We start from the raw sequence: 221 nt of genomic DNA, 5'->3' as shown, positions 1-221 counted from the left end.
TCGTGATGATCGAAAACATCGTGCGCTACATCGAACAGGGCAAGAGTGGGCCGGAAGCGGCCGAAATCGGCGCCAAGCAGATCGGCTTCACCGTGTTGTCGCTGACCGTGTCGCTGGTGGCGGTGTTCCTGCCGCTGCTGCTGATGCCGGGCGTGACCGGGCGGCTGTTCCACGAGTTTGCGTGGGTGCTGTCGATCGCGGTGGTGATCTCGATGCTGGTG

General features: G+C 62.9%; 1 protein-coding gene. It reads left to right on the top strand.

Annotated elements, in window-relative coordinates:
* Positions 1 to 221, top strand: a 221-nt coding sequence (locus Y887_RS18185; protein WP_157004373.1) for an efflux RND transporter permease subunit, incomplete at both ends; no start/stop codon positions are given.

This window comes from Xanthomonas pisi DSM 18956, assembly GCF_001010415.1.
GTDB lineage: Bacteria > Pseudomonadota > Gammaproteobacteria > Xanthomonadales > Xanthomonadaceae > Xanthomonas > Xanthomonas pisi.
This window is presented reverse-complemented; position numbering and strand designations above follow the sequence as displayed.